The sequence below is a fragment of the Nonomuraea sp. NPDC048881 genome, assembly GCF_040649795.1.
Lineage (GTDB): Bacteria > Actinomycetota > Actinomycetes > Streptosporangiales > Streptosporangiaceae > Nonomuraea.
In genome coordinates this window covers 405,858-430,941 of record NZ_JBEZGC010000001.1, presented here as the reverse complement: position 1 = coordinate 430,941, position 25,084 = coordinate 405,858, and the positions used below count along the sequence as shown (strand labels likewise).

General features: G+C 62.7%; 25 protein-coding genes and 1 pseudogene. 15 read left to right on the top strand and 11 right to left on the bottom strand.

Annotation, left to right across the window (positions count from 1 at the left end; genetic code table 11):
• Positions 1–307 precede the first annotated feature (307 nt).
• Complete coding sequence (locus tag AB0C33_RS02115; protein ID WP_358282733.1) at positions 308–2,818, bottom strand: hypothetical protein; 2,511 nt, start codon at positions 2,816–2,818, stop codon at positions 308–310.
• 182 nt (positions 2,819–3,000) lie between these two features.
• Between AB0C33_RS02115 and cofD the strand changes: the two genes are divergently transcribed.
• The 4 genes from cofD to AB0C33_RS02095 all read left to right on the top strand — a co-directional run bounded on the left by cofD (position 3,001) and on the right by AB0C33_RS02095 (position 6,487).
• Positions 3,001–3,939 (top strand): 2-phospho-L-lactate transferase, encoded by a 939-nt coding sequence (gene cofD, locus AB0C33_RS02110; protein ID WP_358282731.1) that lies wholly within the window; start codon positions 3,001–3,003, stop codon positions 3,937–3,939.
• Entirely contained in the window at positions 3,936–5,207 is a 1,272-nt protein-coding gene (locus AB0C33_RS02105) for a coenzyme F420-0:L-glutamate ligase (protein WP_358282729.1), read from the top strand. Before cofD ends, AB0C33_RS02105 begins: the two co-directional genes overlap by 4 nt.
• 100 nt (positions 5,208–5,307) lie before the next feature.
• A complete protein-coding gene (locus AB0C33_RS02100) occupies positions 5,308–6,045 on the top strand; it encodes a lytic polysaccharide monooxygenase (protein ID WP_352349228.1) in 738 nt (245 codons plus the stop codon).
• A gap of 16 nt (positions 6,046–6,061) precedes the next feature.
• Entirely contained in the window at positions 6,062–6,487 is a 426-nt protein-coding gene (locus AB0C33_RS02095) for a DoxX family protein (RefSeq protein WP_358282726.1), read from the top strand.
• Positions 6,488–6,518: 31 nt separating this feature from the next.
• On the opposite strand, the gene AB0C33_RS02090 is transcribed toward AB0C33_RS02095, so the two are convergent.
• Positions 6,519–8,231, bottom strand: a complete 1,713-nt coding sequence (locus AB0C33_RS02090) for a substrate-binding and VWA domain-containing protein (protein ID WP_358282724.1) — start codon at positions 8,229–8,231, stop codon at positions 6,519–6,521.
• Between the two features lie 846 nt (positions 8,232–9,077).
• Here AB0C33_RS02090 and AB0C33_RS02085 point away from each other — a divergent pair.
• The 10 genes and pseudogenes from AB0C33_RS02085 to AB0C33_RS02040 all read left to right on the top strand — a co-directional run bounded on the left by AB0C33_RS02085 (position 9,078) and on the right by AB0C33_RS02040 (position 16,069).
• Positions 9,078–9,557 carry a hypothetical protein gene (locus AB0C33_RS02085; RefSeq protein WP_358282722.1) on the top strand — a complete coding sequence of 160 codons (480 nt, stop codon included), beginning with the start codon at positions 9,078–9,080 and terminating at the stop codon, positions 9,555–9,557.
• Between the two features lie 206 nt (positions 9,558–9,763).
• Positions 9,764–10,468, top strand: coding sequence for a hypothetical protein (locus tag AB0C33_RS02080; protein WP_358282720.1), 705 nt, complete (start codon positions 9,764–9,766; stop codon positions 10,466–10,468).
• A 545-nt stretch (positions 10,469–11,013) separates the two neighbouring features.
• Complete coding sequence (locus AB0C33_RS02075) at positions 11,014–11,853, top strand: AAA family ATPase (protein WP_358282718.1); 840 nt, start codon at positions 11,014–11,016, stop codon at positions 11,851–11,853.
• Positions 11,854–11,867: 14 nt separating this feature from the next.
• Positions 11,868–12,062, top strand: a complete 195-nt coding sequence (locus AB0C33_RS02070; RefSeq protein WP_358282716.1) for a hypothetical protein — start codon at positions 11,868–11,870, stop codon at positions 12,060–12,062.
• 752 nt (positions 12,063–12,814) lie between these two features.
• Positions 12,815–13,210: a hypothetical protein gene (locus AB0C33_RS02065; RefSeq protein WP_358282714.1), complete on the top strand. Its 396-nt coding sequence runs from the start codon at positions 12,815–12,817 to the stop codon at positions 13,208–13,210.
• 9 nt (positions 13,211–13,219) lie between these two features.
• On the top strand, positions 13,220–13,429 hold the full coding sequence (locus AB0C33_RS02060; RefSeq protein ID WP_358282712.1) for a hypothetical protein: 210 nt from the start codon (positions 13,220–13,222) through the stop codon (positions 13,427–13,429).
• A gap of 3 nt (positions 13,430–13,432) precedes the next feature.
• Positions 13,433–13,621: pseudogene (locus AB0C33_RS02055) on the top strand (CHC2 zinc finger domain-containing protein); the annotation flags it as partial.
• 16 nt (positions 13,622–13,637) lie between these two features.
• Positions 13,638–14,330: a hypothetical protein gene (locus AB0C33_RS02050; protein WP_358283931.1), complete on the top strand. Its 693-nt coding sequence runs from the start codon at positions 13,638–13,640 to the stop codon at positions 14,328–14,330.
• Between the two features lie 8 nt (positions 14,331–14,338).
• A complete protein-coding gene (locus AB0C33_RS02045) occupies positions 14,339–14,560 on the top strand; it encodes a hypothetical protein (RefSeq protein WP_358282710.1) in 222 nt (73 codons plus the stop codon).
• A 795-nt stretch (positions 14,561–15,355) separates the two neighbouring features.
• Positions 15,356–16,069 carry a hypothetical protein gene (locus tag AB0C33_RS02040; protein ID WP_358282708.1) on the top strand — a complete coding sequence of 238 codons (714 nt, stop codon included), beginning with the start codon at positions 15,356–15,358 and terminating at the stop codon, positions 16,067–16,069.
• A 171-nt stretch (positions 16,070–16,240) separates the two neighbouring features.
• On the opposite strand, the gene AB0C33_RS02035 is transcribed toward AB0C33_RS02040, so the two are convergent.
• From AB0C33_RS02035 to AB0C33_RS02025, 3 genes are all read right to left on the bottom strand, one after another.
• Positions 16,241–16,639: a hypothetical protein gene (locus AB0C33_RS02035; RefSeq protein WP_358282706.1), complete on the bottom strand. Its 399-nt coding sequence runs from the start codon at positions 16,637–16,639 to the stop codon at positions 16,241–16,243.
• 118 nt (positions 16,640–16,757) lie between these two features.
• Positions 16,758–17,153, bottom strand: a complete 396-nt coding sequence (locus tag AB0C33_RS02030) for a hypothetical protein (protein ID WP_358282704.1) — start codon at positions 17,151–17,153, stop codon at positions 16,758–16,760.
• A 1,103-nt stretch (positions 17,154–18,256) separates the two neighbouring features.
• Entirely contained in the window at positions 18,257–18,625 is a 369-nt protein-coding gene (locus AB0C33_RS02025) for a hypothetical protein (RefSeq protein ID WP_358282702.1), read from the bottom strand.
• Between the two features lie 1,295 nt (positions 18,626–19,920).
• Between AB0C33_RS02025 and AB0C33_RS02020 the strand changes: the two genes are divergently transcribed.
• Positions 19,921–20,202, top strand: coding sequence for a winged helix-turn-helix domain-containing protein (locus AB0C33_RS02020; protein ID WP_358282700.1), 282 nt, complete (start codon positions 19,921–19,923; stop codon positions 20,200–20,202).
• 1,299 nt (positions 20,203–21,501) lie between these two features.
• Here the strand turns inward: AB0C33_RS02020 and AB0C33_RS02015 are convergent.
• The 6 genes from AB0C33_RS02015 to AB0C33_RS01990 all read right to left on the bottom strand — a co-directional run bounded on the left by AB0C33_RS02015 (position 21,502) and on the right by AB0C33_RS01990 (position 25,065).
• Positions 21,502–21,801, bottom strand: a complete 300-nt coding sequence (locus tag AB0C33_RS02015; RefSeq protein WP_358282698.1) for a hypothetical protein — start codon at positions 21,799–21,801, stop codon at positions 21,502–21,504.
• 681 nt (positions 21,802–22,482) lie between these two features.
• Entirely contained in the window at positions 22,483–22,818 is a 336-nt protein-coding gene (locus tag AB0C33_RS02010) for a hypothetical protein (protein WP_358282696.1), read from the bottom strand.
• A 504-nt stretch (positions 22,819–23,322) separates the two neighbouring features.
• Positions 23,323–23,643 (bottom strand): hypothetical protein, encoded by a 321-nt coding sequence (locus AB0C33_RS02005; RefSeq protein ID WP_358282694.1) that lies wholly within the window; start codon positions 23,641–23,643, stop codon positions 23,323–23,325.
• Between the two features lie 84 nt (positions 23,644–23,727).
• On the bottom strand, positions 23,728–24,159 hold the full coding sequence (locus AB0C33_RS02000; protein ID WP_358282692.1) for a hypothetical protein: 432 nt from the start codon (positions 24,157–24,159) through the stop codon (positions 23,728–23,730).
• An 85-nt stretch (positions 24,160–24,244) separates the two neighbouring features.
• Positions 24,245–24,568, bottom strand: coding sequence for a hypothetical protein (locus AB0C33_RS01995; RefSeq protein ID WP_358282690.1), 324 nt, complete (start codon positions 24,566–24,568; stop codon positions 24,245–24,247).
• Between the two features lie 74 nt (positions 24,569–24,642).
• Complete coding sequence (locus AB0C33_RS01990; protein WP_358282688.1) at positions 24,643–25,065, bottom strand: hypothetical protein; 423 nt, start codon at positions 25,063–25,065, stop codon at positions 24,643–24,645.
• Between the last annotated feature and the right edge of the window lie 19 nt (positions 25,066–25,084).

The window sequence follows — 25,084 nt, the reverse complement described above, 5'->3', positions numbered from 1 at the left end:
CCGCCCGCCCGCAATGGAGCCCCCCATGGACGCCTTCCTCCTACCCACCCACGGGAAGGCGTAACAACATGGTTGTAATTACACGCGCGTGCCGTACGTGACGTCAAGCGGCATGACGGTATCCGGGGAAAGACCGACTCTCGCCCCGGTGTGCTCGGCATGTGGTGTTCGCACCAGGCCGAGGCCCCCTGCACAGCAAGGCTTCGACCCAGTTCGTTCAACGCTGTCAGCGGTCGGAACCGTACCAGGGCGGGGTAGACGCCCGCCCTTTGGGCCACCTTCTCTCTAGCCGTCGTTTGCCGGTCCGTTACCTGCGTGGCTCGTTGGGCGTGTATATGGCCGTTGGGTCGATTGGGTCGTCACCCGGGCGGTTCTGGGCGCCCAGGGCGTCCCCGAACTGCGAGGGGTCGAGCCGCATCGTCGACTCGCTCTGCGCCTCATTCCAGCCGGCCGGGGCCTGGTGGGTGGGGCGGTAGGTCTGGGGCTGCTCGTACTGGCCCTGCTGGGGTTCGTACGCGTTCTGCTGCTGCTGGTACGGCTGGGCCTGCTGCGGGTGGCCGAACGGGTCGTCGTACGGCCGGGCCGGCTGGCCGGCGTAGTCGGGCACCCGCAGGTCGGGCTGGGTGCCGGAGGCGGCCGTCGAGCTCTGGTAGGTCTCGGCCTGCTGGTAGGCGTCCAGGAGCTGCTGGGAGCGCGGGTCCACGGGCGGGTCCGGCTCCTGGAAGGCGGGGGTGGCGTACTCGTGGCCGGAGTAGCCGGTGAACGGCTGGCCGCTCTGCTGGTCGAAGGCGTTCTGCCGGTCCTGGTACGGCTGCTGCGGCTCCGCCTGCGGGTACGGGACGCTCGGGCTGGTCTCGCCGCTCGGGTACGCCTGGTCGGCGAAGGCGTTCGGGGAGCTGTTGCTCGGGGCGTACGGGTTCTCCGGGGTGGGGTAGCCGGACTGGCCGTACGCGCTGGGCTGACTGTCGGCCGGGACGTACGGCGCGGGGGTGTACTCGCCGGCCGGCGGCTGGTAGCCGGAGTCGGGGAGCGTCTCGGACGGGGTGTAGGCGGGCGGGGCGTACCCCTGGTCCTGGCCGAAGCCCTGCGGCTGCGCGAACGGCTGACCGGCCGGTGCCTGGGGGTTGCCGAACGGCTGCTCGGCGGACGCGGCGGGAAGCGCGGCCCGGGCCGGCTGGTAGGGCTGCTGCTGGTACGACTCGGACTGCTGGCCGTGCGAAGACTGCCCGAAGGGGGCCTGGTCGGGCTGCTGGCCGAAGGGTGACTGGTCGGGCTGGTGGCCCTGGGCGGGCTGGCCGAAGGGGGGCTGTTCGGGCTGGCCGTAGGCGGGCTGCTGGCCGTGCCCCTGGCCCTGGACCTGGCCGTAGGCGGGCTGGGCGTCGGGGGTCTGGGGGGCGTAGGGGGACTGCGCCTCGGCCGCGTGCGGGACGGGGGTCTCCTGCTGGTGGCCGTAGCCGGGGGCGTCGGACTGGCCGAAGCCGGGCGCGGAGGGCGCGGGCTGGCCGTAGCCGGCGGGGTCGGACTGGCCGAAGCCGGGCGCGGAGGGCGCGGGCTGGCCGTAGCCGGCGGGGTCGGGCTGGCCGAAGGCGGGAGCGGCGGGCTGGCCATAGCCGGGGGTGGACGGCTCGGGCTGGCCGTAGCCGCCGGTGGCGGGGTCGGGATGGCCGCCGTAGCTCGGGGGCTGCTGGCCGTAGCCGGGCTGCGCGCCGGGGTTCGGCGCCTGTCCGCCGCCGTAACCCGGCTGCTGCCCGAAGGCGGCCTGCTGGTCCTGCTGCCCGAAGGAAGCCTGGGAGTCCTGCTGACCGTAAGGGGCCTGCGGATCCTGCTGGCCGTACAGTGCCTGCGGGTCCTGCTGGCCGAAGGCGACGGTGGCGTGCTGGCCGGACGGGGGCTGGGGCGCGTACCCGGCGGAGGCGGCCTGGGGCTCGTAGCCCGAGGACGGGGACTGCGGCGCGTAGGCCGGGGACTGCTGGCCCGAGGGCGGCTGGGGCGCGTAGCCCGGCGACTGCTGGCCCGAGGGCGGCTGGGGCGTGTAGCCCGAGCCTGCGGGGACCTGGCCCGACGGCGGTTGCGGGGCGTAGCCGGAGGAGGCGGGCTGGCTGTCGGGAGCCGGGGGCTGGGCGTCCTGGCCCGGGGGGAGCTGGGCGAGCGCGGGCTGCTGGCCGTAGGGGGTCGGCGCGGCGTGCGGTTGCGCGTACGCGGGCTGGGGCGCGGGGTCGGGTCGGCCCTGGGAGGGCTGGTCGGGCTGGCCGTAGGCGGGCTGGTCCTGCTGGCCGAACTGCTGGGGGCGGCCGTACTGGGGCTGGTCCTGCTGGCCGAACTGCTGGGGCTGGCCGTAGTGGGTGGTGGGGCGGCCGTACCCGTCGAGGGTGGGGATGGGGGTCCGGCCGGGCATGACCTCGGGGAGCAGGTAGACCAGTCCGACGGCGGTCAGCGCGAGCATGGGCACGCCGGTGAGCACGTACTCCACCACGCCGCGGAAGCCGCCACCGGCGAACAGCCCGACGATCAGCGCCAGCGCGCCGAACACGGCGGCGAGCAGCAGGCCGGCGGCCGAGCCGTAGGCGATGAGCCGGGCCTTGGGCGAGCGCTCGCCGGTCCTGGTGACGAGCAGCACGGCGCCCACGAGCAGCGCGGTCACGACCGGGCTGGTCAGGCCCGTCAGGTTCGCGGCGGCACGGGTGGCGAACCCGCCGCCGAGCGGGCTGCCCGAGCCGATCAGGATGTGGCCGATCGTCAGGACGACGTCCACCAGCCCGGTGACGAGCATGATCCAGGCAGCCGGCTCCCGTAGTCGGGCGGCATTTACTTTGCTCATGAGTAACCCCCATCGGACCCTTTGGCCCGAAGGGAGTTTGCCACATTGCCGACTTTCGCGGCGGATGTCCCAAGAACCTCTTCCATCCCATTTACCCCTATACCTGGAGCTTCATTGCTCCGAAGTGGGGCAGAACCACTCCCCCCACGGGGATGTCGGACGCCGATGGAAGACTGGGACGCATGCACATCGTGTCACTCGCCGGCGGCATCGGCGGCGCCCGTTTCCTGCGCGGTCTGCGCGCCACCGCACCCGACGCCTCGATCACCGTCATCGGCAACACGGGCGACGACATCACCCTGTTCGGCCTGCGTGTCTGCCCCGACCTCGACACCGTCATGTACACCCTGGGCGGCGGCATCGACGAGGAGCAGGGCTGGGGCCGGGCCGAGGAGTCCCACGTCGTCAAGGAGGAGCTGGCCGCCTACGGGGTCGAACCGCAGTGGTTCGGGCTCGGCGACCGCGACTTCGCCACCCACATCGTCCGCTCGCAGATGCTGGAGGCGGGCTATCCGCTCTCGCAGATCACCGAGGCCCTTTGCGTGCGCTGGCAGCCGGGCGTGCGGCTGCTGCCGATGACCGACGACCGCTGCGAGACGCACGTGGTGATCTCCGACGAGCGCGGCAAGCGGGCCGTGCACTTCCAGGAGTGGTGGGTGCGCCTGCGCGCCTCGGTCCCGGCCGAGTCGTTCGCGCTGGTGGGGGTCGAGAGCGCCAAGCCCGCGCCGGGTGTGCTGGAGGCGATCGAGCAGGCCGACGTGGTCATCCTGCCGCCCTCCAACCCGGTGGTGAGCATCGGCACGATCCTGCAGATTCCGGGCATCCGCGAGGCGGTCGCGGCCAAGACCGTGGTCGGCGTCTCCCCCATCATCGGCGGCGCGCCCGTGCGCGGCATGGCCGACGCCTGCCTGACGGCCATCGGGGTGGAGACCACGGCCCAGGCCGTGCTCGACCTCTACGGCGCCGGCCTGGTCGACGGCTGGCTGGTGGCCGAGGAGGACTCCGGGGTGGCGCTCGACGGCGTGCGCGTGGTGTCCCGTCCGATCCTCATGCACGACGCCGAGACGGCCGCCGACATCGCCCGCACGGCGCTCGACCTGGCGCTGGAGCTGGCCCGATGAGCTCGCGACGGGTCGAGGTGATCGCCGTCACCGGCATCGGCGAGGTCCGGCCGGGCGACGACGTGGCCGCCCTGCTCAAGGACGCCGACCTGCGTGACGGCGACATCGTGGTGGTCACCTCCAAGATCGTCAGCAAGGCCGAGGGGCGCGTCCGCCAGGCGCCCGACCGTGCGAGCGCGATCGAGGAGGAGACCGAGCGGGTCGTCGCCAGGCGCGGCGACACGGTGATCGTCCAGACCCGCCACGGTTTCGTCATGGCCGCGGCCGGGGTCGACGCCTCCAACACCGAGCCGGGCACCGTCCTGCTGCTGCCCGAGGACCCCGACGCCTCGGCGGCGCGGATCAGGGCCGGGCTGGGCGCGCGGGTGGGGGTGATCGTCTCCGACACGTTCGGGCGTCCGTGGCGCAACGGGCTGACCGACGTGGCGATCGGCGCCGCCGGGGTGCGCCCGCTCGACGACTTCCGCGGCTCCTCCGACCCCTACGGCAACGCGCTCGGCGCCACCGTCACCGCGCTGGCCGACGAGATCGCGAGCGCGGCCGAGCTGGTCAAGGGCAAGCTCGACGGCGTGCCCGCGGCGATCGTGCGCGGTCTGGCCCATCTGGTGACCGACGACGACGGGCCGGGGGTCAGGCCGCTCGTCCGCCCGGCCGACGAGGACATGTTCCGCTTCGGCGCCCGCGACGTCGTGTTCGCCCGCCGTACGATCAGGGAGTTCTCCGACCGGCCGGTCGACGGCGAGGCGGTGCGCAGGGCGGTGGCCGCGGGCATCGCGGCGCCGGCGCCGCACCACACGACCCCGTGGCGGTTCGTGCTGGTCGAGTCGGCGCGGGCCCGCACCGAGCTGCTCGACGCCATGCGGGAGGCGTGGATCGACGACCTGCGCGGCGACGGGTTCACCGAGCAGTCGATCGCCAAGCGGATCAAACGCGGCGACGTCCTGCGCAACGCCCCCTACCTGGTCGTGCCGTGCCTGGTGATGGAGGGCTCGCACACCTACCGCGACGACCGGCGCAATGCCTCCGAGCGGGAGATGTTCGTCGTGGCGACGGGCGCCGGCGTGCAGAACTTCCTGATCCAGCTCGCGGTCGAGGGGCTGGGCTCGGCGTGGGTGTCCTCCACGATGTTCTGCCGGCCGGTGGTCAGGCGGGTGCTCGACCTGCCGGAGTCCTGGGACCCGATGGGCTGCGTGGCGATCGGGCACGCCGCCGCGCCGCCGCGCGACCGCGCCCCCCGTGACCCGCGCGATTTCATCGTGACGCGCTGAGCCTCTGACGAGAGTCTGGAAATCTGGTAAGCCAACCGTTTACCGTTAGGAAACTTTCCTTTACATTTGGACTATCCCCCCATGTAAAGGAGCCACTTCAATGCGAAGGACTCTCACGTTAGTCGCCGTGGCGGTGATCACCATCGCCACGGCGGTGTTCAACACCTCTCCCGCGTTCGCCCACGGTTATGTGAACTCGCCGCCCAGCAGGCAGGCGTTCTGCGCCCAGGGCAAGGTGCCCGACTGCGGCCAGATCGTGTACGAGCCGCAGAGCGTGGAGGGCCCGAAGGGCCTGCGGAGCTGCAACGCCAATCTTGGGCAGTTCGCTCAGCTCAGCGACGAGAGCAAGCCGTGGCCGGCCACCTCGGTGGGCAACTCGGTGACCTTCACCTGGACGTTCACCGCCAGGCACGCCACGCTCAACTACGAGTACTACATCGGCGGCACCCGGGTCGCGGTCTTCAACGGCAACGGCCAGCAACCGCCGTCGACGATCTCCCACACCGTCAACCTCTCCGGCTACTCCGGCCGCCAGAAGGTGCTGGCGATCTGGAACATCTCCGACACCTCCAACGCCTTCTACTCCTGCATCGACCTGCAGATCGGCGGCGGCGGCCAGCCGACCCCCACCCCCACCCCGACCGTGACCCCCACGCCCACCCCGACCCCGACCCCGACGCCGACCACGACGGCCTCGGGCACCTGGAAGGCCGGCACGGCCTACACCACGGGCAGCACGGTCACCTACAACGGCGTCTCCTACCGGTGCCTGCAGCCCCACACGGCCATCGCGGGCTGGGAGCCGCCGAACGTCCCGGCGCTCTGGCAGCGGATCTGAGGGTCCGGACAGGCCGATGACCAAGCTTCGTGACGCCGCGCTGTCGCTGTTCCGCATCGTGGTGGGCCTGCTGTTCGCCTGCCACGGGGCCGCCACTCTGTTCGGCGTACTCGGCGGCCCGTACGGCGGAACGACTCCGTCCGTAGGCCAATGGCCCGACTGGTGGGCGGGGGTGATCGAGCTCGGCGCGGGCGGCCTCGTCCTCATCGGGCTCGCCACCCGCGTCGCCGCCCTGCTCTGCTCGGGCACGATGGCCTACGCCTACTTCACCGTCCACCTGCCCAAGGGTCTGTTCCCGTTGCAGAACGGGGGCGAGACCGCGGCCATGTTCTCGTGGTCGTTCCTGATGCTGGCGCTGCTCGGCAGCGGCGCGTGGTCGCTGGACAAGCTCGTGTCCCGCTTCACCCACCGCGGCGAGAACGCCACCGTGCACCAGATGTAGGCCGAGGGGATGCCGGGCGACCGGCATCCCCTCAGGCGGCCGGCTTGCAGGTGGGATGGCAGAGCCTGCGGGCCAGCGCGCCGAGGAAGACGTCGATGATCTCCCCGGGCTCCTGCGCCTCGTGCAGCGAGCCGTTCGTGGCCGCCGCGATCTGCGACAGGCTGCCGCGGTCCACGTCCTTGCCGAACGCGATGATGACGATCTGGACGGGCTTGTCCGGGTCCCACTCCTTCCGCAGGGCGTCGAGGAGCCGCGGGAGCTTGACCCCCTTACCGTCGTCCTTGCCGGCGGTGATCACCAGCAGCGTGTTGTTCATGTCGTCGCGGTAGTCGCCGCTCATCCTGCGGAACCCGGCCAGCATCGCGTCGTAGAGCGAGCTGTCCAGGTCGGGGTGGGGGGCGATCGTGCCGGTCAGCTCGTCGAGGACGCTGCGCCGCAGCACCTGGCCCGACTCCGGCTCGCTGATCGGGCCGAGGCTGACCCGCTGCCGGTAGCCGCGGAGGTTCCCCACCTTGTCGGCGAACTCCCACATGCCCATGTGCGTGGAGTTCGGGAAGAGCTGCAGCCCGATCTTGGCCGCGGCCAGCGCGATGCGCACCTTCGTGCTGCCGTTCAGCGGCTCGGCCATGTGTTTGGAGGTGTCGGCCAGCACGAGGATGTTGGTCGGCGGCGCCAGCCTGCTCCAGGCGCGCAGCGCCTCGTCGATGTCCTGCTGCGACACCGACGGCCTGGTCTTCGGCGCCTCCGGCGGCAACTGCGGCCCCGGCGGGAGCGGCCCCAGCCGGCCGTCGCCCGACCTGAACCCGGCCCGCCGGACGATCTCCTGGGCCTGGCCGCCCTTCAGCCAGTCGGCGAAGGCGGTGGACGCCTCCGCGACGTCGGGATCGGCCGCCGTGACGACGTAGGGATAGTCGAGGTCGATCGTGCCCTCGCGCGGGTGCAGCGCGACGACCGGGTCGGGCGAGGGCACCCGGTTGTGGTTCCACACCGACTGCTCGGGGACGATGACCACCGGCCGCTGCCAGAACCCGCGGTCGTCCACGGCGTCCAGCATGCTGCGGTAGTCGGGCGCCGACCCGGCCTGCGCCCAGCGGACGAACGCCGTCAGCGCCTTGTCGGCGGCCGGCCCGGTGCCCACGACGTCCCTGGCCGCGGCCACGGTCGCGATCCCTGCTCCCACCAGCGACGGGTCGGGCACCCGTACGACGTCGGGCTCGCCCGAGCTGGGCGTCAGCCGCCCGCGCACGGTCGGCGGGAAGACCATCCGCCAGTTCATCTCGGTCCCGCCGACCGAGAAGCGCCGGGCCAGCGACGAGCGCGTGGCGAACACCAGCGGCGAGGTGGCCACCACGGTCTCCCCCGCGGGCAGCGAGCTCGCGCCCTGGCTGCGGGCCAGCCTGATCCAGGCCGAGGAGTCGGCGATCCAGCCGTCGGGACGTTCGCGCAGCACGCCGGCCCGGTCGCCGATCAGCGTGCGCAGCACGGTGGCCGACGGCTGCTCGGTCACCTGGACCAGCACGCACCGCCCGCCGACCGACGCCCTGGTCTCGTTGAAGCGCCCGGCGGCCTCCATGACCGCCGGCGCCACGTCCACGGCGGCGGCCACGCTGACCAGAACAGGATCTCGTGACACGCACAGGGCGGGACCGCCGCCGAGCACCACGTACAGGCTGCCGGCGGCGACGGCCACGGCGGCGAGGCCGGCCAGCATGCCCCGTTGGAGCGCCTTCCTGCGTCGCTGCACGGGAGGCAGCGCGGCACGGTGTCGACCCAACCGCACGATGAACCTCTCTCCAGTGGAGTGATGATTCTTCCAGTGCCTCCCATACCGGGCGCAACCCTTGTTAGAACTTGTTATACCGATTGCCCGGTTGACCTGCGGTGACGGTGTGAAGCTTGCATATATAAGAGAGTGCGTCAAGAGGTTTCCGGAAACTACGCTCTGTAACTCATTCCGGAGGAGCCTGCGGCCCTCGGGGACGCCTGGCGACGGGCGCAGGCGGGGACAGGAGGACGGCGGATGATCACGTCTCCCCCCAACGGCGGGGGGCTGTCTGGCTCCCGAGGTTCAGACCTATCTAGGTCTTCTCTCTATACCTACTAGGTAGCTAGAGGCTATCTGAAGGATAGCCTCTCTTCCTTCCTACCTAACTACACCTATCTATAGGTAAGTACCTTAGGTATCTCCATTGTAGTCAGGCGTTGCCATGATGCTGCAACCGGTTTTCCTCCTCTCCAAGGCCATCCCAATCGCTGGCCAGAGAGCCCCTATCGGGCTCTACAGCCAACAGTGGAGGGCTATACCCGTCTCCTCGGTAGTGGATACCAAGGCATACCCCTACCCCTTCAGGAGCCATCTGGATAGCAGGCTTTAGGGTAAGAAAATTCCCCTAAACCCGCCATTGCCTGAAGGCTTGAAGACTGGATTAGCACGTCAGAGCGAGAGTAGCCTTTATCTACCAGCCCAAACGGGGGACTTTAGGACGGGGGAAACATGGAGTTCCATACCCGCTATGCCTGCCCTACCAGGCTCACTGTCGGGGGAGGTGAAGGGGTCTACGGCCTCTGTGCCATGGAGTTGCTTACGGTCATGACCGGTGACCTCAGTCCGGAAGGAAGGGCGATGGACGATCACCCTGACGTCAACGCGACTCTTGCCCATCTGGCCATCCTGGTTAACGACAGCATGACCTACTACCAGAAGGACTCTCTTAGGACGGATACCCTCTGGCCTATCCTCCCCGCGTTGCTTGGTACCGCAGGCAACCCCTTCCCTCGGTTCGCCTACCTCAAGGCGCTTGAGGTGGATATCCATGAGACGGATCCCGTAGCGGTAGGGGTATGGCGGTACGCCGAGAGAGGCCGAGCCGGCGAATGGGCCGCCATGCATAGCGCTCTGGTGGATGCCCTTCGGCTAGCCATCACCATGCATCACGAGACCTATGGGACCACGCCACTCACCGACTACCTTCCCGAGCACATGGAGCGACTTAACGCCTTCCTGTCTCAGCATGAAGGTGAGTCGATGTTCTCTCCGGTGGAGGCTGAGGCCCTTGTATCTGGTGTGTAGGTACTGCCAGTACGAAGGCAAGGCGGAGAAGGGGTATATGCCTCGCCCTTCAACGGTGAAGACTAAGATCTGTCCCTCATGTAGGGCTAACGCCTACCAGGAAAACTGGTGGGAGGATTGGGAGGTAGAGGAGGACGACCAAGCCCTCGCTAGCAGTACAGACGGAGGCTGGTAGGCAATACGTACACCCGGTAACGGGAGAGCGGGTGTACTCTGTCACCACCATTTTGGATAGAGGAATCCCTAAGCACCTCTCCGACTGGGCGGCCAAGCAAGCCGCAGCCTTTGCCGTAGAGCATTGGGAAGACCTATCCTCCGCATCTGAAGATATGCGGTTTGAACTCATCTCCACTGCTCATCAGAGAGCCAGAGATGTCGCAGCCGACAAGGGCGATATCGTCCACACCTCGGCGGAGAATCACCTCAAGGGAACCCCTGACGGTAGCTCCCCAAAACATATCAGGCAGCTAGAAGCGTTCCTTAAGACGGCAGGACTCACCCCAGTCCATACAGAGGTAACCGTCTGGAATCGCACTATCGGCTACGCCGGTACGGCTGACCTGATCGCCATAGACAAGAAGTCGAGACACTACCTCATCGACTACAAGACCGGTAAAGGCATCTGGCCAGAGCATGCCGTTCAGGTTGAGGCACTGGCTAGAGGCGAGTTCATCATTCACGACGACGGAGGTGAGGAAGACATGCCTTTCATCAACGAGGTAGGCATTCTTCATCTCCGCCCACAGTCCTGGTGGTTTCATCCGGTAGTTGGGGATGACGCCCCCCAACGTAATTGGAGCACGTTCCTCGGAGCCAAGGACATTGCCGACTGGAAGCGATTCCATCCGTCCATGGTCTGGGGGACTACAGATAGATACAACCAAGCAAACTGGGAACAGTATGCGGCTTAGGTTCGGCACACAGTTCAACCGGTGCTGCCTTGACACCTTCAAGGCTCACGAAGATCGCTGGTACGACAATATGACCCTTACTTGTGGTCATTGCAACCAGAGTTACATTCTTCACCCGGACGGCTACTGGAAGAAGACTACGGAAGGAGATCAATAGGCTTGTCAGAAAACGGGGGAAGCCGGTTCACGTTCACACAGAAGTTCGGCCCTAACCTTACCTCTATGGTCGTCGTGCGAGCTGACGACCCTGATGAGGCTCAGGCATGGATCAACATCGCCGAGCAGCTTGCGCCTAGCCTTCAGGACTTGTCAGGGGTATATCTGCCCCCCAAGTCACCTGAAGAGGCCATTGCCAATCTCCAGAACGGCGGCATCACTGGGGATGTCTACGACGGTAAGACGTGCGTTCACGGGGCGATGACCTATAAGACTGGCGGCTACGGCTCTAAGCAGTGGGCTGCCTGGATGTGTCCAGCTCCACAGGGCGACCCATCCAAGTGTCAGCCTGTGGACGCTAAGACCGGAAAGCCTTGGCCTAAGCGTTAATGTTCAAGCTATCCCGATCCTTTCAGCGGGATAGTGAGCATGGGGCATCTCTTCCCCAGGTCTACAAAGCTTTCAAGGACATTCATCTCTACCGGGGAGACGTTGTCATGATGGCCGGACCGCCGGGGGCGGGGAAGAGTGCCCTTGCTACCAATCTGGCTCTATCCATGAGAGTCCCTACCCTCTACGTCTCCTGCGACATGGGGCCAACGACTTTCCTTCATAGAGCCGCTGCCATCCATACCACTACCAAGCTTGATGAGGTGAGGCGGGAGCCAGACAGGTACCTGAAGGATATGGAGGCAGTTGACCATCTGTACGTCACCTATCCCTCAAGGCCGGACGCTGAGGGGATAGCACGGGCGCAGATGGCTTTCCAGGAAATTCACGGGCTGCCATCCGACATCATGGTGGTTGACAACTTGATGAACCTTACCTCTGGAGCCAAGGACGAATGGACGGGTCTCAGAGAGCTTTCTCAGGTGATGCACTACCTAGCCACCGAACTTCAGATAGTTGTACTCCTGCTTCATCACCTGAATCTTGGGGGGCTGGATCTCAGATATCCCGCACCACTCAACGCAATCAAGGGCCAAGTGACTGAACTACCAGCAGTGGTTTTGACTCTGGCCAAGGGGGATGGGGTTCTCTATGCAGCCCCAGTTAAGAACAGGCACGGCAAGGCGGATCCCTCGGGGAAGACCTATGTCAGCTTGGATTACTCGGAGGAGACTCAAAAAATCTCTGATCCGGTACCTAATCCGACACCCCAACCAGCGCCTAGGAAAACTGGTCTGGAGATTCCAGATTGGTTCTCCAGAGCGATCAAGGACGACTAGAGAGGCACGACGACATGAACGCGGCGGCAATGGAGCTTCCTCAGCCTGAGGAAGAGGAGAACTGCGAACTGTGTGGCAAGGGCCCCTGTCCCATCCTGGGGGCCCTCGTGGACGCCTTCACGGCCGGGGAGGCTCCAGCCCCTCAGGTCGTCTCTCTTACCGGCGAGAGCATCGAGACGGAGGAGGCAGTTCTCAAGGGTGATCTGTAAGGAATGCGCCTACGCAGCAGACAACCGGCTAGCGCGGGCCCATCACTGTGGGGATGAGTGCGACTGCCAGCATCGCTACCCCAAGGGGTCTCTTGTCCTCTACCTAGAAGATCCGATTGTCCTCCGGTAGTCGCCAGGACAGAGGCCGACAGAGCGAGCTGGTAGCGGCGAAGTACTTCCGAGACAACCTGTGGCCTGAGTGCCAGGCAACGCCGGCCTCTCTCCCTGGCAGAGATCTGCGGAACACGCCTCGGGCCGCGGTCGAGATCAAGGCCCGTAGCAAGTTCAGCCCCATCGCCTGGATTCGACAGGCCACCCGAAATGCTGGTGGGGATACTCCGCTGGTTCTCATGAGACCCATCGGATACGGGCCTGAACGGGTAGACGACTGGCTCATGTTCATGCGCAACAAGGACTTTGTTGCCCTCTGGAGGAAAGCTTATGAAGCCGGAGGATCTAGACGGGCTGCTAAGCGGGCCTCTAGAGGTAAGGATTCAGAACCTCATCCGCTCAGCTATCGAATTAGGGTGGGATCCAAACCCGACGAGCATGGTTCTACGGTTCTCCAAGGAACGGTGTCATCCCTTCTTTCTGCGATGGGATTTGAACACGGAGACTATGAGATGGAACTTCGTCGGGTCGAGAGTCGGTCTAGTCCGTCCGGGGTTTAGCGGTCAGCTCAAGCTGAGAGACGTTGCCATCTACATGCAACACCCTGAGGCAATCCAGGAAAAGGCACCAAAGGAAAGCGCATGGAAGACAAAGACGTAACCTCCATCGATCAGCACAAGCCTCGCTTCTGGGGCTACGTGGGTCCTGAGCAAGTCATGGAAGACCTGGAGAACGGCCTCGCATACATCCGCCAACACGGGTGGTGTCAAGGCAGCCTCACCAACGTAGAGGGCAACGTCTGTGCCGTGGGCGGCATCATGCAGCCCATTCAGCGGGAGATCACCACCATATGGTTGGGCTGGTCTCACTACCCGGAGCACGCTGACCGCATCGCAGAGGCTAGGCATTGCCTCAACCAGAAGGTAAAGGAACTCACCGGCTTGCCGGATATGAGTATCGAGGTCTACAACGACTCCCCCACCCGAACAGTGGAAGACATCGAAGCACTTTTCGAGAAGACACTAGCCGACTTCTGAAGGAGGACCATGAATCAACAGGGCCTAGAGATCGTCAATGAGATGCTTGTTGCGGAGGTTACTGAGCTTCGGGCGAGAAACAAGCAACTCCGCCAAGCGAACAACGAGCTTCGTGCCTGGCGTCACAACGTCCGCAAGGCAGTCGGCTCCGGTAGGCCCGCGCCCACTGAACAGGCCGGCGCCCCCAATGCCAACCTTCTGGGATTCATCCGCATCTAGCGCATGGGATTCCCTGAACTCCTAGAGGCGTATGGAGTCTGGGTCAAGTCGGGGTGGGGGCAGATAAAGACGAACTGCCCCTTCCCCGATCATCCCGACACCAGCCCCTCTTTCAGTGTGAACCTAGAGGCCATGCTTTGGAACTGTCATGGCTGCAACCGTGTCGGTAATCACATCACGCTCGTTGCCCAGTTGGAGGGGATCCGCAATGCGGAGGCTAGACAGCGAATCATTGAAATTCTGGGAGGAGACCTCTCATCGGTATCACGAGCAGCTAACCGAGACAGCTCTCTCCTACCTAGCTGGGCGGGGGCTAAGTATGGCAGCAGTGGACTACTACCGGATTGGGTATGTGGATGATCCTGCTGCCGGGCATGACGACTATCGGGGGAGAATCGCCCTCCCCATTCTGAAGAAGTGCGGAGCTGTCGGCTTTCAATTCAGGTGCATCGAGGATCATCGTTGCAAGGACGCCAAGCACGCCAAGTATTACACCGATGGCGATCAATGGCTCTACAACACGGCCGCCCTTGACGAGCCTGGGGACGTGATCGGCTTCTGTGAAGGTGCCTTTAACGCCTACATCCTGTCCTTTGAATGCGGCATCCCAACGCTAGGGATCCCTGGAGCCGACTCCTGGAAGGGGCATCCCTGGTGGGCCGACATTGCTAAGGGACATCGGAAGCGCCTGTTCTTCGCAGACAACGACGCCAGCAACGACAAGAACCCTGGGGTACGCCTGGGCAAGGAGGCCGCTAAGGATGTGCTCGGCCTGAAGCTCATTCTCATGCCAGAGGACGAGGACCCCAACTCGACCTTTCTCAAGTTCGGTCGAGAAGAGATCTACCGAAGGGCGGGATACGTCCCCCCGTCCAGGAGACACCTGGAGCTAGTTTCCTAGGAGTACTCATGTCCCCCCAATACGCCAATCGGGCAGAGATCTACAGTCGTCTCTACTGGGCCGGCGATTGGCCGAAGATGATACAACTCGGCATGCTCAATCCAAGGGATATGCCGGATACCCTCACCACCAATAAGGCGGAACAGATCATGCGGATATGGCATGAGTTCCTTACCGCCTGCGGACAGATGTATCTGCTCATCAAGGAGCAGGAAGATGAACCAGCCTGACAATTTCGGAGAGCGGGTGAGGTTCAGCCTCCGGGAATGGCCTTTGTACTCCACGTGGGATGGAGTGGTCTACACCCACCACACCACCTGTCAGGGGGCGCGATCCATCCTCCTGAACGGAGACGACTTCCTGATGGCTGTCATGGAGCATCAGTGCTCCGAGCAAGAAGGGGGAGCAAGTGACGATCTGGCTCAAGCGTAAGTACTGGGTACCCAAGCCTGTGGGTCGTTATCGGAGTAGCAGTAACGACTCTGGCAAGTCCCGGCGAAAGAGCAAAGGCGGTTCACAGGAGCAGCCATTAAAGGCGCTCCACATGGACGGCAAGGGTCGAAAGAGGATGGTCAACCTGTGACATCAGCCACGTACCGTGTAGCCGTCTACGCTTCGCCAGGCTACCTGGATATGTGGAGCATCAGGTATTGGCTCTATAGGGTAACGGTAGCGATCAGGAAAACGGTAGCGGCGACTCGCATCTATGTAGTGGGCTCAGGCGGCAAGTCCGCGGTAGATGAGTTCTGTCGAAGCTACAAGTATCACTGGTATTCCATAGACGCTCCGGACCCCAAGGCCATCAGCTCTAGCCTGGAGCAGCTTAAAGAGGCATACGACCCTGACGTACTCCTCGCGTTTACCCGAGGTGGAGATACAACCTGGAGTTATGCTACTCTCGCAATAGAGCACGGCATGGAGGTAGTACTTACCGCCAAGCTCACGGGGGAACGAAACAACTAAATATCGCCTAACTGAATAGCGAGGCCCCCACTCAGGTGGGGGCCTTTTGCATTGGAGGAGACATGCGGGAGGAGTTATACGCGATGGCTACCAGCGTTGCTAGGGGCCTCGCTAAGCGTTGGAGGGAGGACTACGAGGATATCCGTCAAGAGATCCTTCTAGCAGCCCTCAAGGATGACCTAGATGCCTCATGGGAAGACGTGGAGGCATTAGAGAAGGATGACTATAAGGACCTGGCTAGCAAGACCAGGCGATGGATGAAGTATGCCGGCGAACGGTACTGCCGTCGCGAGAAGGCTGCCCGTGATGGATATGACGTGTCGGACGAAGTCTTCTACAGCAAGGCTCGGCTAGAGCAGCTACTTGAATGGCTGTTCGCTGTGGGCCTGGAGGAGAGGCCACCCATCGGTCGGTCGGAAAGCGTCTCCCGGAGTACAGGGGATCCGGCCGAGGGGGGTGGACACCTAGCCTCACTCCTGGACGTGCAGAGGGGACTAGACCAGCTACATTCCATCTACATTGACAGGCTGAAGGTAAGGTTCGGCTTACTCGCTGGATACAGTGACGACCAGATTGCGGCTATGAGTCAGAGCGAGATTCGGCATGTGACCGGATGGCATCACGAGAGGTTGCGCCAGCTCCTAGGTGATACAGGTGACCAGGTGAGGCACCGAGTAGACACAGCCTTGAGGAGACTCCAATGGGCACTAGGGGGAATGAATCCATGGAATAGGGGTCCAATGCCTACCGTGGACCGTTCCCGTTCCGTGACCTAAATTGGCATTACGGTCTGGTATCGTATGCATAGCTCACAGAGGAGGGACGGAACACTCTGCTAGTGAGCAGGGCACAAGGAAGGAAGCCCCTGGCATCGGTGATGCTGGGGGCTTTCCCTTTTTGGTCAACAAAAAAGCCCCAACCATCGGCTAGGGCTTTCGTGCCATCGACTACTGAGGAAGCGGCTGACCCGGCTCCCAGGTGGCCCACTTCTCTCCCCCTGGGGTCTTGAGGAACTGAGCGACCTTATCGGACTTGTGGCCGAAGTTGCCCTTAGGAACCTCACCGAAGGCGACCTTATGCCACGCCTTCATGGCATCAATCAGAGGCTTCCACTGGGCCTTCTCTTCGCTACCGTTACTCGTGGCTACCGGAACCGGTGCCAGCCGGGCCTGCGCCTTGAAGGTGTCGGAAGCCTTCTCGTACTTGCTCCACTCGGGAGGGCAGAGGTCCACCTCATAGGCGTCGCCGGTGATGATGTCGTAGAACTTCCTCGGCTGGATGTCTTCCGGCTTGGCCTTGCATGCTTCCCCGTGAACGTCGCAGATAGTGATCGTCCTGGTAGCCATTGATGAGGATCCCTTTCTATCTCCCCCTCTTTGGGGGAATGACTGTTGGAGTGTATCCCGAAAGGAGAAGGGGTAGCCCACTCTTCCGAGTAAGCTACCCCTTCTCATATTCATTAGGTCACGCCCTCGGGTTTACCCCATAGAGCTGACCGTTTCCGATGATGGCCTTGGAGTGAAGGCCACTCCCCCGCTCCCCTGACTTGAGTGCGACAGGAGTGCGGGGCTTGCGCTTCGTCTCCGTCTCCTCCGCTTCCTCAACCGCCTTCCTGACGGCATCGGCGTACGGGTCTCGACTCTCCTCGGGAGAGAGCAGGGAGACCAGAGTCAGAACTTCATCGGTCTTGTACCCGAGAGCGGCCAGCACCGACGCCATGCGGTCGGCCTGGATCGGGTGACTCTTCCACCGGTAGATGGCGGCAGCACTGGAGTACCCAAGCATGTCGCCAACCTCGTTCAGGGACTTGCCTTCACGGTCCGCCCACCAGCGAACGAAGGTGTAGAGGTCCGTCGGCACAGGCCCCGCGGATCCCTCAAACGGGTTCCATGTGGCCTGGTCGTCCCCCCCTTCCTCTGTCTCGGGGGGCTGTTCACCCTCCCCCGAGAACGTGACCCCTGGAATGGGGGAAGGTGCAGGAGCTGCGCCCTCCTGAGGGTCAGTCGCCGGCTCCTCCGTGGGAGGTAGCTGCGGCTGCTTCGTAGGGGCCGGCGCGGCAGAGGCTTGCGGGTAGAAGACCTGTCCCGGAGTGACCCGGTGGAGGCTGGGGATTACCAACTGTGCCCCAGGCACCTCCGCCCCATGCTTCTCCATGTAGGCGACAAGGTTCTTGATGGACTTGTCATGCGCCCTAGAGCCTCGCTCCTCTGTCGCGCATACATCTACCGTCCATGTGTGAGAGCCGCTAGGCCCATCGATGTGGACTGTGTATCGGTCCCCGATAACTCTTCTCTGCGACTCGGATTGGTCCTGGTCGCAGAAGTAGACGGGACCTTGGGGTAATGCCATCTTGCTCCGATCATGTGCCCATGTACCAGATGCCTACACTCTAGCGTGAGCAGGCTTGTGGCGCCTCTTCCCATGCTTTGCTTTTGCACCTTTCTCCAGGCATATGGGAGCCATCATCACGACGTAACCAACCGCCGTCATGATGACTCCCAGCGTTACCGCGATGTACGGAGCCGCCTCTAGTAAGATCACTTGCCCTACCTCACTGGTCTATAGGGAGTGCCCATCCCCTGATGTACTGCCAGAGCCCCATCAGGTGTGCCCGCCTGCTAGGACTCTCGTAGTGCAATCAAGACCGGCCTGTCTCCTCCTTCAGCTTCCTGAGCAAAGCTAGGACTACGCGCCTACCTACATCAGCGCTTGGAGTGAAACCACGGATAACTCCCTGCCAAACACTCAGAGGATCATCCATGTGGAACGTGGCTGTCTTGGTAGCCGGATCAATGACTACCGAACCATCACCCACTTCCACCGGCAGCGTACGTTGAATAGCCCTCATTTCCGCAGGGCTAAGACTCCCGATGGTCACTGACACATCGCCTCCTCTGGTTTTACCTGTACCGGTGCGGTCGGCACAGAAAGGCTCACAGGCCCTCGGGCCTGTGAGCCAATCTCTACTTCCGCATCTGCATCTCTTCTATGATCTTATAGAGAGCGCTTATGCCTAGGTGCTTTCCTATCCAGCCCCCGTTATAGAGGTTGGCTATCTCACGCGCACTCGCCCGAGGGAAGTCACGCTTGAGAGCGGCAATACGCTTTCGGTCGTGGATCTGACGCTGCCCTCTTTTAACTACCGGCTGCTTCCCGAACCACGTCTCATACTTCTGATACACGACATGACGGATAGCCGTTGGAGTGATGGCGTCTTCACCTTTCACCCTGTTGTACCTCTCGGCCATCCCTCTAGCATCGTGCACTAGACGGGGGTTGTCCTTCAGTATCCGCCTGATCAGGCCGTGATCATAGATGCGCTCGGCACCCATCAGCGACCCCTGCCCCGTAGGCGTCTCTCCAGGCAGAGGAGTGCTAGCAGGGCAGCTACGGTGATGAGAAGGCTGATCACGGTAGCCCCCTACGATTGTAGCGATAGGTCCAGCGGGGCCCCTTCCTGCCTCTGCTGCGGTACCGTCTTGCCGTCTTCGGGAGAGGTGACTCACTGAGCAATGCCCAAATCTGCTCAGGGTGTTCCTTCCTCGCCCTTTCTTGTTCGATGACGTCGCTGATGCGGAGTCTACTTACACCCTTCCGCATGAAGGGCCCCATGTAGCGGAGCCCCATGACTTCCCTTACTCGATGCTTTGCCGTTCCGAATGTGATGGGGATACCCACCGCTTCCGGACCCCATAAGCGGATCGCCGGATGCGGTTGAGACCAGTCCACCCAGAACACTGGACGCTTGGCTAGTCGGGATACACCCAAACCTCTTCCCTTCTCCTAGACAAAGAGATAGCCGCATGGGTCATGTGACCCATGCGGCTATCTATCTCTCTAGGAGCTGTGTTGTGTTACCGAGGAGAGTGCTTGGCTAGGAAGCTCAGTGACTCTGCCAACTTCTCCGGAGATGGAGCGGGGGTAGTGGGAGGCGGAATGTGCTGGTAGTGGTAGCGCTGCGCGCGTTCCCATGCAGCAGCTCTTGCTTGCATAGCCTCGCGGAACTTGCGCATCCTCGTTTGGGCCCTGGTCTCCTCCGGTTCCTTCTGCTTCAGCGCCTCAGCCGTAACGGCGGCGACGTTCCGGCCCGAGAGAATGACGTGGATCGTCACAACAGGTGCGCCCGTGACCATCGCAATCTCAGTCACCGGCAAACGCTGTTGGGCTAGTCGACGAACCTCGTTGATGACCTCGGGAGAGACCTTCGGAACCCTGCTTGCCATCACCGGAGACTGCCCTCCCTCCTGATCTCCTCGGCAACCGCCTCGACCAGGCCGTGAGCCGTCACCGCAGTGACGACAGCCGCTCTGCCTCGGTCTCGCTGCCAGGGGTCCAGGTCACGAGTCGCGTAGTACCAGAGATCCGTACTCGTTTGGCCAGCCCACGGGGCTGTTGAGGTAACTCGCCCAGCCCATCCCTCGTACGGGAGAGGGACGACGCTCGGGGCCGCCGGCTGGTCCGGGAGCTGGGCGACGTGCGTTGTGTCCATGCCTGTCAGGCTACGCCTAGCTAGCTGCTCCTAACCAGTCCTGAGGAGTCCTCATGAGGGTAAAGGGCTGCTCAGGAGTCATCTGGACCCTTAGCCGCCACTATGTCTGAGCAGCGCAGCTACGTATGGTGACTGGTCATGAGCGATCTTGAGCGGCGCGATCTTGACCGACGCAAGCCCCTGTGGCCGCAGATTGCGGAGATCATCAAGGACCAGATCCGCTCAGGCGAGCTGGCTCCAGGTGATCGCATACCTGGCATCCATGCCCTCATGCAGGAGTACTCCGTCACCAACTCCACGGCCCAGAAGGCACTCAAGCACTTGAAAGATGCCGACTGGGCCGAGAGCTGGTCTGGCAGTGGTACCTACGTCAAGGGCAATCCGGAGGCAGAGGAACCACCCTCGCCCCCTTCCCCTTGAGCCAGTACATGACGGAGTCGAACGACTTCCCTACCATCCACCCAGCGATGGGGGCGGCAAGGATGACCTTGCCGCCCTTCACCGCTATCCCATACGTGGCATAGGGAAGTGAAACCCAATACCAGGCGATCACCCCTTTCCGCGGATCTTCCGTAGGAGCCATCGGTAGTAATACCGGAAGTCCTCTGCATAGAGGTCCCGACATATCCATACAACCCAGATGAGTCCTGCGGCAGTCAGCGTGAGCATGAAGAGAGTGGTATTCGTTAGGCCGCGTGTATCTACAGCCATTCGGCATTCTCCCCTTCATCTGATAGCCAGACTATCCCCAGGCGTTTAGCTAGCTCCTCGGTTGTGAAGCCGGCCGCCTCATCATTGGCGATCGGAAACACATCGAGGTACCTGGCTATTGCCTGAGACACGTCGTGCTTATCTAACATCTCCCTTCCCTTCTGGAGCTGATCACTCCATTGCGTACCCATCCCGTCCCTCTGTGCCCTAAGGGATGGGTACTGGTGCAATGATCAGCCTTTCTACTTGCTTAGTGCCGGATTGGGATCAGGTTCAGGAACCCATTCCTTCGGTCCCCCTCCTCGCCAGTGGCACCATGGGCACCACCGATAGAGCCGGTTGTGACGCCAACCGAGAATCATGTTGACGCTCATGGGAATCGCAAAGGTGAAGATCCCCAAGACCTCAGCCACCCCCCTTCTCATAGGAAGGACATGCCCGAAGGCATATAGCAGCACGCCACCAGCCATGAGACCGATAGCGAGGCCCGTGTTGAACTTGTGGTAGAGCCGAAGCCAAGCCCGATGCTTCTCGGCTTTCTCGGCCCCGTTCAGAGGCATGGCCCTTGCGCACAACTCACAGAGCCTCCCGTGATGGGCCATTAGCTCTGAGAGGATGAGTACGCCTGAACCCATTATGAGGACGTATTCTAGGACTTCAGCCCATGTAGTCTCCGGCATGAACGCCGAATACAAGGGCCCACCTATGAGCACCACCGGCCATAGAGGCGTGCAGTAGTGCCCTATGAATCTGAATAGCTTCATACTCCCCTTTCTCTCTCTCGGCTCCGTGTTGAACCGATTAGAGGATGCACAGACACCCGCCTGCGCACCCCCTGAACGGTTCACTACTCCTTACTTCCGGCTGCTCCTGCCTCTTCGATGACCTCCGTAGCCGATATCGTGGGCGAGACCAATCCCAGCTCTCGACCTAATAGCAGCTCGATTTCGGTCGGCTTCACCGGAGTACTGTCGTAGGGACATTCGATGACTAGACGGAACTCTTGTCTCACGTCTTCCTCTTTCTCGCGTCCGCCCTTAGCTTCTGAAGCCAAGCCTCCGTGAGATCTCTGTGCTCCTCGGGACAGACCGCGTTGAACCCGTTCCGCATCTCGCCGAAGGTTCCGATCTGCAACCCCAGTGCCTCCAGGCCGGCCGTGTAGCTGCCGAAGATCTGGGCGAGGATGCATGAGTCAGGGTCGCCCATGTTCAGGTCGGCCCTGTTGACTCTGTCTCTCCAGGTGCGGGGGGCCTTCTCTTCCAACAGACGGAAGCCCCTGTCTACCTGGATCTCGTAGGAGTACGTCACGCGCTCCTCCGAGATGCCGCCTCTTGCCGAATAAGGTCCTCTACCTCATAGGCGAGAAGCGCAGCTTCGGTCACCATGCAGTAACCGGCGCTGTGCCTACGTCCTCCGGGGTATACCGCCTTACCCTTCTCCCGCGCCGATACGAGAAAGGCCCTCAGGTTGTAGAGGTGCCTGGACTCGTATACGGGCAGAATCTTGGCTAGAGGTTCTACCTCTGTCTCCATGGTGTGCCCTCCATGGGTTTGCCAGCGACTTAGGACCAAGCCGCAACACCCCACACAGACATAGCCTGCATGGGATGCAATGACTTAGTACTCGGTCGGGGGTATCGCCCGCTCTAATCTCTGCTCCAGCAGGAGAGCAATCCCTACCATGACGGAATAGGCGTTGAACTCGCCCTTCCTCCAGCTCGGGCCCCGCATGCCATCGGCGATCCGTTCAGCTCCACCCCTATGGGCATCCTGCTTCATCTGACGAATCACCTTGAGGCAACCTTGCATCTCTGGCTCACTCTGGCTAGAGAAGAAGAGTCGCCATATCTGTTCCACCGCGGCGTCCATCTCATGGAACGCCCTCGGATCTAGTGGGCCTGGATCATCGTCCATGTACTACCTCCCTTCTCTGGACCTGGGTTAGATCCATTAATGCCCCCACCTACGAGAGGCGGAGGCAATGACAGACCTAAACGGTTTCGTCGCAGTCACCCTCTACGGCGAGGAGCCGGTAGCCCCACTCAATGCCGTCGGCCGTAGTCACCGCATACCAGCCATCTTCCTGACCCTCGTACTCTGCGATGGATTCGGACAGTCTGGCGTAGTCGTCTTTGGAGTTGTCTCTCTCTTCGTTGTTCTCTGCCGTCCTTTCAGCCATCTGACTGTCTGAACCGATCTCGTCGGCTACCCATCCTTTGGCCTCTTCTAGGAGCCGTTCCCATTCGGCCTCGGGGCCGTGGAAACACTTCTGTCGCTCCGGAATAAGGCGACCGTTCGCGCTTACCCCGACATGCCAGTGAGACATGCCTTCTCCCTTCCCTAGGTGACCAGGAAGACCCACAGGGAGATCCTGTGAGCCAACCTGACTGCCTAGACGTGCCGGCCCCGCGTCAGAACAACGGCTCATCCCGTTCCGTGACGTCTGGGTCTACCAACATGGCCGCGTAGTACAGGCCATGCTGAACGAGCTTCCGGCTTGTCCGAGAAGCGATGAGAAGTTCCTCAGCTACCTTCCTTCGCTCGTCCCGCCTGATCTCCTCTTCCGTAGTGGGCCGAGGCCCACGCCCTACGTGAGATATGGAGAGCATTGCCTTGCCGTTGTGCGTGATCTCATAGCGGAAGACGGGTTCAACGACGCCCTCACGCCAGACCCGTTCGCTACTGACTAGCCCGTGATTGATCAGACTGTTCAGCGTGATAACGGTTAGCGAATGCGTGTGCAGTACCCAGCCGCTATCTGGATAGGGTCCTTGTGCCTGGAGTAGCCGAAGGCATTCCAGTTGCCTATGCCCTAGCGACATCCCTCCACCTAGTCCTCTATCTTCTCTTGGCCGGTGAGGAGTCGGTGAGCCATGGTGAAGACTTCTTGCCTCACCGTATAGGCGATCGGAAGGCCGTGGTTGTCGAGCCAGTCAGTCAGATAGACGTCGATTAGCTCCGCCGTTGCTTGTCGTCGGCCCATGAACACTGCATCTCGCTTTTGCCTTGCAGGGTCCTTCCCTTGAGAACGCACGTCGCTTTCCCAGTCACTATGCCGTTGGAGAAGGAGGTCATACCTCTTCATCGCCAGGGCGTTGGGCCCGTCGTCCAGCCACTTAATAGCGATGGCCTTGACGTCTTTTTCTTCCATGTGTGCTCCCTTCTGCGGACTACTCCGCAACTCCCCATACCTCCACCCCTGATAGGGGAGGCATAGGAAGCAACAGTCCTAGTCCTATTTGCTAGCCTTCATGAGGCGACTGATGACATAGGCCCTGAGATTGGTCCTCTGGGAGACGGGTACGGTCGAGATGAGATAGGCAAGCTTGTCTATCGCATCCTCGATAGGGTCATCCCGCTTGTCCGCCCGCTCTTTGGCCTTGAGGGCTAGGGTGGCCTCCGCGGCTTTATGCTCAGCCCAAAGCCCCTCCCGGAATTCCTCGCTGGTCCGCTCTCCGGTGTATTGCGGTTCTCCGTACCTCGTCGTACGTTCACCCTTGCGAAGGACCTTGACTTTATAGAGCGACCCGATCGCATATGTCCCCTTCGCCGCGTACAGCAGCGGGACGCCGTTCGGATCTATCCAGGCATGTACTCGCTTGCCATCGGAACTGACTCGGCTACCCCCAAAGGTCCATACCTCTTCCTGGGGTTCCTCATCGCTCATCTTGTGCGCTCCCTCTGATTGTGGGCTATTGACCACAGGCCCCCATACCTCCCCGTCTGTTAGGGAGGCATAGGAGCCGACAGCCTTAGTCCTTCTTGAGCCGCCTCAGCTTTTCGATCCAGGCCGCTCCGAGGATGACGTAGTCACCCATCGTGTGCCAGTCGCTATCACCGGCGAGAGCGAACCCCAGCCTTACCGACTCCTCGCCAGAAAGCTTGAGCTTCTTCTTTCCCGTGTCGTAGTCGCCGAATAGCTGGCCGAGAACGTCCTCTTCAGTGACATTCATCTCCAGACATTCCACGTTGATGTCCCGGAGCCAGTTCCTCAGCTCCCCATGCCACGGTGCTTGTTCGTTGAGGTAGGCGATACCGGCCTCGACTAAGGCGTCCGCCTGCTCTCTGGTAAGCATGTGTGCTCCCTTCTCTTAGGGCCTAGCGACCCTCCACCACTCACCTCCCGAGGGAGGCGAATGATGGGCTATCGCTAGTCCTCAATCCAGACGGGAAAGTTATGAGGGATCTCATCCTTGTAGCCCCACTGCGTGGTGTAGATGATGACCCTCTCTGTCTCCCCCGTGGGCTCCCCCGTCTCCTGGTCCACACGAGGGCGCTGCCTGTAGCCGTGCCAGTCCGCGAACGTGTCAGGGAACGAACCTGCCTCGGTGAAGTAGAACCGGCGCCCCCTGCGGAGTAGGCGTGCCTGGACACAGATGAGCTTGACGGCCTCCAGGTCCCGCGTGCCGACCTGGACCCGCTGACCAATGTGGGCCGCCGCGTCTAGGGGATCGACAACGCCCAGCTCGGTAGTGCCGTACCCGTGTCGCAGTACGGTCCCGAGGACCCGCGACCCGTCCACGCGCTTCCCCTTCACCAGGGATCCGATCGCCGGCACTCTCTGACCAGTCATTTCCGTGCGCTCCCTTCCG

Excerpts from the sequence above, each read along its gene's own strand:
- AB0C33_RS02060 (WP_358282712.1), top strand. The coding sequence starts at position 13,220 with ATGAATCAACAGGGCCTAGAGATCGTCAATGAGATGCTTGTTGCGGAG.
- AB0C33_RS02025 (WP_358282702.1), bottom strand. The coding sequence starts at position 18,625 with ATGGGTGCCGAGCGCATCTATGATCACGGCCTGATCAGGCGGATACTG.
- AB0C33_RS02070 (WP_358282716.1), top strand. The coding sequence starts at position 11,868 with ATGAACGCGGCGGCAATGGAGCTTCCTCAGCCTGAGGAAGAGGAGAAC.
- AB0C33_RS01990 (WP_358282688.1), bottom strand. The coding sequence starts at position 25,065 with ATGACTGGTCAGAGAGTGCCGGCGATCGGATCCCTGGTGAAGGGGAAG.
- AB0C33_RS02095 (WP_358282726.1), top strand. The coding sequence starts at position 6,062 with ATGACCAAGCTTCGTGACGCCGCGCTGTCGCTGTTCCGCATCGTGGTG.
- AB0C33_RS01995 (WP_358282690.1), bottom strand. The coding sequence starts at position 24,568 with ATGCTTACCAGAGAGCAGGCGGACGCCTTAGTCGAGGCCGGTATCGCC.
- AB0C33_RS02075 (WP_358282718.1), top strand. The coding sequence starts at position 11,014 with ATGTTCAAGCTATCCCGATCCTTTCAGCGGGATAGTGAGCATGGGGCA.
- AB0C33_RS02005 (WP_358282694.1), bottom strand. The coding sequence starts at position 23,643 with ATGGAAGAAAAAGACGTCAAGGCCATCGCTATTAAGTGGCTGGACGAC.
- AB0C33_RS02035 (WP_358282706.1), bottom strand. The coding sequence starts at position 16,639 with ATGGCTACCAGGACGATCACTATCTGCGACGTTCACGGGGAAGCATGC.
- AB0C33_RS02000 (WP_358282692.1), bottom strand. The coding sequence starts at position 24,159 with ATGAGCGATGAGGAACCCCAGGAAGAGGTATGGACCTTTGGGGGTAGC.
- AB0C33_RS02020 (WP_358282700.1), top strand. The coding sequence starts at position 19,921 with ATGAGCGATCTTGAGCGGCGCGATCTTGACCGACGCAAGCCCCTGTGG.
- AB0C33_RS02050 (WP_358283931.1), top strand. The coding sequence starts at position 13,638 with ATGCGGAGGCTAGACAGCGAATCATTGAAATTCTGGGAGGAGACCTCT.
- AB0C33_RS02065 (WP_358282714.1), top strand. The coding sequence starts at position 12,815 with ATGGAAGACAAAGACGTAACCTCCATCGATCAGCACAAGCCTCGCTTC.
- cofD (WP_358282731.1), top strand. The coding sequence starts at position 3,001 with ATGCACATCGTGTCACTCGCCGGCGGCATCGGCGGCGCCCGTTTCCTG.
- AB0C33_RS02105 (WP_358282729.1), top strand. The coding sequence starts at position 3,936 with ATGAGCTCGCGACGGGTCGAGGTGATCGCCGTCACCGGCATCGGCGAG.
- AB0C33_RS02040 (WP_358282708.1), top strand. The coding sequence starts at position 15,356 with ATGCGGGAGGAGTTATACGCGATGGCTACCAGCGTTGCTAGGGGCCTC.
- AB0C33_RS02085 (WP_358282722.1), top strand. The coding sequence starts at position 9,078 with ATGACCGGTGACCTCAGTCCGGAAGGAAGGGCGATGGACGATCACCCT.
- AB0C33_RS02115 (WP_358282733.1), bottom strand. The coding sequence starts at position 2,818 with ATGAGCAAAGTAAATGCCGCCCGACTACGGGAGCCGGCTGCCTGGATC.
- AB0C33_RS02010 (WP_358282696.1), bottom strand. The coding sequence starts at position 22,818 with ATGTCTCACTGGCATGTCGGGGTAAGCGCGAACGGTCGCCTTATTCCG.
- AB0C33_RS02100 (WP_352349228.1), top strand. The coding sequence starts at position 5,308 with ATGCGAAGGACTCTCACGTTAGTCGCCGTGGCGGTGATCACCATCGCC.
- AB0C33_RS02045 (WP_358282710.1), top strand. The coding sequence starts at position 14,339 with ATGTCCCCCCAATACGCCAATCGGGCAGAGATCTACAGTCGTCTCTAC.